This is a genomic window from Pseudomonas sp. 18173, from assembly GCF_050432945.1.
Taxonomy (GTDB): domain Bacteria; phylum Pseudomonadota; class Gammaproteobacteria; order Pseudomonadales; family Pseudomonadaceae; genus Aquipseudomonas.
The window spans coordinates 219,209-226,245 of sequence record NZ_JBKFTN010000008.1 but is presented as its reverse complement, the minus strand read 5'-3'; the positions used below and the strand labels follow the sequence as shown (position 1 = coordinate 226,245).

Here is a 7,037-nt window from a genome sequence, read left to right as displayed (position 1 = left end):
AATTATAGGCTTCCAGAATCTGCCGTCAAGCACTGATTCCGGTTTTCTATCAATAACTTGCAGAAAGGAGCAAATCGTCCCGATGCAGGCTTATATAGAGGGGCAAAAGCGCCCCTCTATATAGAAGAGAGATCAAAGCACGCCAGACGCCTTGAACGCAGACACCACGCCCGCATCCAGACCCAGCACCCGCTGGAGAACCTCCTGCGTATGCTCACCCAGCAAAGGAGGGGCATACCGATACTCCACCGGCGTCTCGGACAAACGAATAGGACTGGCCACTTGCGGCACCCTGCCAGCCAGCGCATGCGGCAACTCGATGGCCAACCCGCGCGCCTTGACCTGAGGATCGGCAAACATCTGCGCCAGGTCATTGATAGGCCCGCACGGCACGCCAGCCTGCTCCAGCTGCGCCACCCATTCAGCGGTAGTCTTGAACACCGTTGCCTGGCGGATCAGCGGAATCAGTACAGCCCTGTTTGCCACCCGCAGCTTGTTGGTCACAAAACGCGGATCGTCCGCCCACTGCGGCTGCCCGGCCACTTCCGCGAACTTGCGGAACTGCCCATCGTTCCCGACGGTAAGGATGAAGTCACCATCCGCCGTAGGAAAATCCTGATAGGGCACGATGTTCGGATGTGCATTACCCAAGCGTTTAGGCGCATTGCCCGTCGTCAGGTAGTTCATTGCCTGGTTGGCCAGACAAGCCACCTGCACATCCAGCAGTGCCATATCGATATGCTGGCCACCGCCGTCGTGATCCCGATGCGCAAGCGCGGCCAGGATCGCGACAGTCGAATACAGCCCGGTAAGGATGTCCGTCAACGCCACGCCAACCTTCACCGGCCCCGCGCCCTCTTCACCTTCAGGTCTCCCCGTCAAGCTCATGAGACCGCCCAGCCCCTGGATCATGAAGTCATAACCCGCACGCTTGGCGTAAGGACCGGTCTGGCCGAACCCGGTGATCGAGCAATAGATCAGATCCGGATTGATTGCCTTCAGCGATTCGTAGTCCAGGCCATAAGCCGCCAGACCGCCGACCTTGAAGTTCTCGATCAGGATGTCCGACTTGGCCGCCAGTTCACGCACCAGCTTCTGCCCTTCAGGGCGCGTGAAGTCGATGGTGACCGATTGCTTGTTGCGATTGGCCGACAGGTAATAGGCGGCCTCGCTGGTGTTCTCGCCATACGCGTCTTTCAGGAACGGTGGCCCCCAGGCGCGCGTGTCATCGCCGTTACCCGGACGCTCGACCTTGATCACTTCGGCGCCAAGGTCGGCCAGGATCTGCCCGGCCCAAGGCCCGGCCAGCACCCGCGATAAATCCAGTACCCGTAGATGCGATAGCGCGCCCATGGACGTCCTCCTGTTAATAGAACGCCTGGATGCCGGTTTGTGCACGACCGAGGATCAGTGCATGGACGTCGTGCGTACCTTCATAGGTGTTCACAACTTCCAGGTTGACCAGATGACGCGCTACACCGAACTCATCGGAGATGCCGTTGCCGCCCAACATGTCGCGAGCCATGCGCGCGATGTCCAGGGACTTGCCGCAAGAGTTGCGCTTCATCATCGAAGTAATCTCGACCGCCGCAGTCCCCTCGTCCTTCATACGACCCAGACGCAGGCAGCCTTGCAGCGCCATGGTGATTTCGGTCTGCATGTCGGCCAGTTTCTTCTGGATCAACTGAGTGGCGGCCAATGGACGACCGAACTGTTGACGATCCAGGGTGTACTGGCGAGCGGTGTGCCAGCAGAACTCGGCCGCACCCAGCGCACCCCAGGAGATGCCGTAACGCGCCGAGTTGAGGCAGGTGAAAGGACCTTTCAGGCCACGGACATCCGGGAAGATGTTCTCTTCCGGAACGAACACGTTGTCCATGACGATTTCACCGGTGATCGATGCCCGCAGGCCAACCTTGCCGTGAATCGCCGGAGCGCTCAGGCCTTTCCAGCCTTTCTCCAGAACGAAGCCACGGATATCGCCGGCATCGTCCTTGGCCCAGACCACGAACACATCGGCGATCGGGCTGTTGGTGATCCACATCTTGCTGCCAGTGAGGCTGTAGCCGCCTTCCACCTTGCGCGCACGAGTGATCATCGCGCCCGGGTCGGAACCGTGGTTAGGCTCGGTCAGACCGAAGCAGCCGATCCACTCGCCCGAGGCCAGTTTTGGCAGGTACTTCTGCTTCTGGGCTTCGGTACCGAATTCATTGATTGGCACCATCACCAGCGAGGACTGCACGCTCATCATCGAGCGATAGCCGGAGTCGATACGCTCGACTTCACGGGCGATCAGGCCGTAGCTGACGTAGTTCAGGCCGCTGCCGCCGTACTGCTCGGGGATGGTTGCGCCCAACAGGCCAACCTCGCCCATTTCGCGGAAGATCGCCGGATCGGTCTTCTCATGGCGGAAAGCTTCAAGAATGCGCGGCGCAAGGCTCTGCTGAGCGAACTGCGCAGCCGTGTCGCGAATCATGCGTTCTTCTTCAGTGAGCTGTTGATCCAGCAGCAGGGGATCGATCCAGTTGAAGCTAGCTTTACCGCCCATGAGTGTGTCCTCTCGAATCGGGTCAAATAACGTGGACCGATCCTAGGCCCGGATCGGCGCTACGGCAAACGAGGATTTCGCATACTGTTGTGCTAATTTCTCACTCCGAAACGTCGCAAAAGAGCCTTTATGCGATGCATTAGTGAGGTTGACGTACATGCGCAGGAAGATACCCAGCACCACCGCCCTGATCAGCTTCGAGGCTGCAGCGCGCCACGAAAGCTTCACCAAGGCCGCCCAGGAACTTTCGCTGACCCAAGGGGCGATTTGCCGCCAGATCGCCAGCCTTGAAGAGTTCCTCAGTGTAGAACTGTTCCGACGCTCGCGGCGCGGGGTCAAGCTGACGGAAGCCGGCCTTTCCTACAGCCGTCGAGTGGCCACTCAACTCGATGCGGTTGAGCGCGACACCTTGTCCGTGATGGGCCAGCAGGGCACCAACGTGATCGAGTTGGCCGTCGTTCCGACCTTCGGTACCCAATGGCTGCTGCCGCGACTCAAGGACTTTCAGCAAAAACACCCGGAAGTGACGGTCAACCTGACCAACCGCACACGACCGTTCCTGTTCGCCGACACTGATTTTGATGCGGCCATCTACTTCGGTGATGCCGATTGGTCAGGTACAGAGTCCCACAGGCTGATGGGTGAAAATCCGATGCCCGTTTGCAGCCCCGACCTACTCGGAAACAAGACCAGCCTGACACCCGGCGAAATCGCCGACCTGCCTCTTCTGCAACAGACCACACGCCCCTATGCCTGGCGCCAATGGTTCGATTCCCAGCACCTGAATGTCCCGCGAGACATGACAGGCCCTCGCTACGAGCTATTCTCCATGCTCGCCCAGGCAGCCATGCACGACATGGGCATTGCCCTGATTCCGCCGTTCCTGATTCAACGGGAGCTGAAAGAAAAACGCCTGGTGATCGCCAACCCGCAAGCACTGTCCAGCATCAAGGCTTATTACCTGATGATTCCTGAGCGAAAGGTCGAATCTGCGTCTTTGAAGGCATTTCGTGACTGGCTGGTAAATCAGGCGCACAGCTACAGCCTAGAGGGATAAAGACCCGCAAGCGATACTTGACCTCGTAGTCAGCAAAAAATAAGCCCTACAGATATACGTATTTGTCGCATACCAGCAAACTGTATCGAGAAGTCGTACAAACGTCCCACAAGCGCCTGCCCACGCGGCTTTGAGCCACTATTTCGAAGCGATGCCGCATCATTCATACGGCCGATGTGTAAATTCTTGGATTTCGGCCAGAATCCTTGAAAAGCACGGTCTACAAGGGATTGAGCCGGCTGGTTGCGACATTCGGTCACGGGGTGACTTGTAGTTAATTTTCCGTCACCCGTCATAATCCCTTGAAGGGCACAAAGTTCGCCTGCAAAATGCCGCGCCCCGCCCTGATTTGGCGGGATCGTGCTGATCGGCCGCCCCAGCCGCACCATCCGTAGTGCATGGGTTTACTCAATAAGATCACGCAGGAGATTTGACGTGCACATTGGTGTTCCTCTCGAAACCCAGACCGGTGAAACACGGGTTGCTGCAACCCCGGAAACCATCAAGAAGCTGATCAGCCAGGGTCATAAGGTCACTGTACAAAGCGGCGCCGGCGTTAATGCCAGCGTTGTCGACAGTGCTTATGCAGCGGCAGGCGCAACCATTGGCAGCGCCAATGACGCGTTTGGTGCAGAGCTGATCTTGAAGGTGGTCGCGCCCAGCGACAGCGAGCTGGCGCTGATTAAAAGCGGCACCGTTGTGGTGGGGATGCTCAACCCGTTCAGCAACGAAACCATCGCCAAGATGGCCGAGTGCGGGATTACCGCCTTTGCCCTCGAGGCTGCGCCCCGCACCTCCCGCGCCCAAAGCCTGGATGTGCTGTCCTCGCAAGCCAACATCGCCGGCTATAAAGCCGTGTTGCTGGCCGCGCACTACTATCCGCGCTTCATGCCAATGCTGATGACGGCTGCGGGCACCGTGAAAGCGGCGCGCGTGCTGATTCTCGGTGCCGGTGTGGCCGGTTTGCAGGCAATCGCTACCGCGAAGCGCCTGGGTGCTGTGATCGAAGCGTCTGACGTGCGTCCGGCGGTAAAAGAGCAGATCGAATCCCTCGGCGCCAAGTTCGTCGACGTGCCTTACGAGACCGACGAAGAGCGTGAATGCGCCGTCGGTGTCGGCGGTTATGCCCGCCCCATGCCGGCCAGCTGGATGCAACGACAGGCCGCGGCCGTGCACGAACGCGCCAAGCAGGCCGACATCGTCATCACCACCGCACTGATTCCGGGCCGCAAGGCACCGACACTGTTGAGCGCGGAAACCGTGGCACAGATGAAGCCGGGCTCGGTGGTCATCGACCTCGCGGCAGCCCAGGGCGGTAACTGCCCGCTGACCGTGGCCGATCAGGTGGTCGTCGAAAACGGCGTGACCATCGTTGGCCCGACCAACCTGGCTGGCGCCGTGGCGGCCGATGCTTCGGCGCTGTATGCACGCAACCTGCTGGACTTCATGAAACTGTTGTTCGATAAAGAAGGACAACTGGTGATCAACCTTGAAGACGATATCGTCGCCGCGTGCCTGATGTGCCGCGACGGCCAGATCGTGCGCAAGAACGGCTGAGGATAAAAACAATGGAAGACATGCTGATCTCTCACGGTATCTACAACCTGATCATCTTCGTGCTGGCCATCTACGTCGGCTACCACGTGGTCTGGAACGTTACTCCTGCACTGCACACGCCACTGATGGCCGTCACCAACGCCATCTCGGCCATCGTGATCGTCGGCGCCATGCTCGCCGCCGCTCTCACCGTGACCCCGCTGGGCAAGACCATGGGCACCCTGGCTGTGGCCCTGGCCGCGGTCAACGTGTTTGGTGGCTTCCTGGTGACCCGCCGCATGCTGGAAATGTTCAAGAAAAAAGCGGCTCCAGCAAAAGCTCCGGCAGCCAAGGCCGAAGCAATCAAGGCTGAGGTGCAGCAAGCATGAGCATGAACCTGGTTACCTCCCTGTATTTGATCGCCTCGGTCTGCTTCATCCAGGCGCTCAAGGGCCTCTCGCACCCAACCACATCGCGCCGCGGCAACCTGTTCGGCATGCTCGGCATGGGCCTGGCGATCCTCACCACAGTCGGCCTGATCTACAAATTGGGCGCCGAGCTGGCTCATGACGGTATCGTCTACGTGATCGTCGGCCTGCTGATCGGCGGCACTGTCGGCTCGATCATGGCCAAACGCGTTGAAATGACCAAGATGCCCGAGCTGGTTGCCTTCATGCACAGCATGATCGGCCTGGCAGCGGTGTTCATCGCCGTGGCTGCCGTGGTCGAGCCGCAGTCGCTGGGCATCGTCCAGCAACTCGGTGACGCGATTCCGGCCGGCAACCGCCTGGAGCTGTTCCTCGGTGCCGCCATCGGTGCAATCACCTTCTCCGGTTCGGTGATCGCGTTCGGCAAGCTTTCCGGCAAGTACAAGTTCCGCCTGTTCCAGGGCGCACCGGTACAGTTCGGCGGACAGCACAAGCTGAACCTGCTGATGGGCCTCGCCACACTGGGACTGGGCGTGACGTTCATGCTCACCGGCGACCTCACCGCTTTCGGCGTGATGCTGGCGCTGGCCTTCGTGCTCGGTGTACTGATCATCATCCCGATCGGCGGCGCCGACATGCCAGTGGTGGTGTCGATGCTCAACAGCTACTCCGGCTGGGCAGCGGCGGGCATCGGCTTCTCGCTGAACAACTCGATGCTGATCATCGCGGGTTCGCTGGTAGGTTCGTCCGGTGCGATCCTCTCGTACATCATGTGCAAGGCGATGAACCGTTCCTTCTTTAACGTACTGCTCGGCGGTTTCGGCAACACGGCGGATGCAGGTCCGGCAGGCGCCAAGGAGGCCCGTCCGGTGAAATCCGGTTCTGCCGACGACGCCACCTTCCTGCTGACCAACGCCGATACCGTGATTATCGTTCCAGGCTACGGCCTGGCGGTAGCGCGGGCACAGCATGCGCTCAAGGAACTGACCGAGAAGCTGACCCATCGCGGCGTGACCGTGAAGTATGCGATCCACCCGGTTGCCGGTCGCATGCCAGGGCACATGAACGTGTTGCTGGCCGAGGCTGAAGTGCCTTACGACCAGGTGTTCGAGATGGAAGACATCAACTCCGAGTTCGGTCAGGCCGACGTGGTGCTGGTATTGGGCGCCAACGACGTGGTCAACCCGGCCGCGAAGAACGATCCGAAATCGCCGATTGCCGGCATGCCGATCCTCGAAGCATTCAAGGCCAAGACCATCATCGTCAACAAACGCTCGATGGCCAGTGGCTATGCCGGCCTGGACAACGAACTGTTCTACCTGGACAAAACCATGATGGTGTTCGGCGACGCTAAAAAGGTCATCGAAGACATGGTCAAAGCCGTCGACTAAGCCCGCACGGCACACAGAACGCCCCGACTTGTCGGGGCGTTCTTGTTTGCGCAAATCGTCAGACAAACTATGCTTTT

The 7,037-nt window shown here is 59.5% G+C and carries 6 protein-coding genes; 4 read left to right on the top strand and 2 right to left on the bottom strand.

All coding sequences use genetic code 11. The annotated features are described in order from the left end of the window. Positions 1-132 precede the first annotated feature (132 nt). Positions 133-1,353 (bottom strand): CaiB/BaiF CoA transferase family protein, encoded by a 1,221-nt coding sequence (locus tag ACLD1X_RS12170; protein WP_429367897.1) that lies wholly within the window; start codon positions 1,351-1,353, stop codon positions 133-135. Between the two features lie 13 nt (positions 1,354-1,366). Next, positions 1,367-2,548, bottom strand: coding sequence for an acyl-CoA dehydrogenase (locus ACLD1X_RS12165; RefSeq protein ID WP_085716016.1), 1,182 nt, complete (start codon positions 2,546-2,548; stop codon positions 1,367-1,369). 157 nt (positions 2,549-2,705) lie between these two features. On the opposite strand from ACLD1X_RS12165, the gene ACLD1X_RS12160 reads away from it, so the two are divergent. The 4 genes from ACLD1X_RS12160 (at position 2,706) to ACLD1X_RS12145 (ending at position 6,960) form a co-directional block, all read left to right on the top strand. Beyond that, on the top strand, positions 2,706-3,605 hold the full coding sequence (locus ACLD1X_RS12160) for a LysR family transcriptional regulator (RefSeq protein WP_322617768.1): 900 nt from the start codon (positions 2,706-2,708) through the stop codon (positions 3,603-3,605). Between the two features lie 435 nt (positions 3,606-4,040). Next, positions 4,041-5,162: a Re/Si-specific NAD(P)(+) transhydrogenase subunit alpha gene (locus ACLD1X_RS12155; protein ID WP_429367894.1), complete on the top strand. Its 1,122-nt coding sequence runs from the start codon at positions 4,041-4,043 to the stop codon at positions 5,160-5,162. Between the two features lie 11 nt (positions 5,163-5,173). Next, positions 5,174-5,530, top strand: coding sequence for an NAD(P) transhydrogenase subunit alpha (locus ACLD1X_RS12150; protein ID WP_008064823.1), 357 nt, complete (start codon positions 5,174-5,176; stop codon positions 5,528-5,530). Next, a complete protein-coding gene (locus ACLD1X_RS12145) occupies positions 5,527-6,960 on the top strand; it encodes an NAD(P)(+) transhydrogenase (Re/Si-specific) subunit beta (protein ID WP_413428892.1) in 1,434 nt (477 codons plus the stop codon). Before ACLD1X_RS12150 ends, ACLD1X_RS12145 begins: the two co-directional genes overlap by 4 nt. The last annotated feature ends 77 nt before the right edge of the window (positions 6,961-7,037 follow it).